1 protein-coding gene is annotated in these 771 nt (G+C 66.5%); it reads left to right on the top strand.

From position 1 onward, the window contains the following. Positions 1-648, top strand: a 648-nt coding sequence (locus QHF83_RS53380) for a hypothetical protein (RefSeq protein ID WP_282425893.1), incomplete at its 5' end; no start/stop codon positions are given. Positions 649-771 lie beyond the last annotated feature (123 nt).

Raw genomic sequence — 771 nt, 5'->3', positions numbered from 1 at the left:
AGACCAGAAGACGATCCAAACCATTATCAGCCGTCAGGCGACCTGTCCGATATGCACCCTGGCGGCCATGGGAACACGAGCGGCCACGACCTCTTCGACGGGCTCGCGATCGACACCAGCCACCTAGACGGCCAACTGTCGAAAGCGCCTCCGCCGTCTCCCCATGCGCCGAATTTCAGGGCGCAGCGGGCCAAGCTCGTGACGGCGCGCAGCAATCTCGTTTCCATGGTCTCCTCGGGTCAATGGTCCATGGAAGTGATCCGGGCGGAAGCGGCGCGCATCGAGCGAGAGCTTGCCGCGATCGATGCGGAGGAGCGGGCGCTTTCCGCGGAAGCGTCGGCCGATACGGTCGAGAATCGAAAGGGCGCGCTTTCGTGGTTGCGCTCGATCGTGGCGCAATGGGGGACGATGGGCGTCCCTGCTCGGCGCGCGGCGCTCGCCATGATGCTCGACGGGATCAGGATCGGTCCGGAGGGGATCGCAGTCGAATGGAGCGACGCCGCGACGATGGCCGTCCGATACGCGGAGGGACGCCTGCCCGAGCCCGCGACGCTCGACCAGACGAGCGACGATCCGCGCCGCCCTGCTCGCCCGATGCTCCCGGGAGGGGCGGACCATGGGGCCACGCTTCCCCCCGAAGACGCCTAGCAGCCCGTGGACTTATCCCGAAGGAGGATCGACAAGAACTGGCGACGATGGTAGTTTGTCCGCGTCATGTCGATGGGGCGAACACGTGAGAAGCAGGCGTCGCTCTGGGTGGCGGCTCCTTCG

Source organism: Polyangium sp. 15x6 (assembly GCF_029960785.1).
Classification (GTDB): domain Bacteria; phylum Myxococcota_A; class Polyangia; order Polyangiales; family Polyangiaceae; genus Polyangium.
The sequence above is the reverse complement of the archived record's forward strand: the minus strand, read 5'-3'. Positions and strand labels throughout refer to the sequence as shown.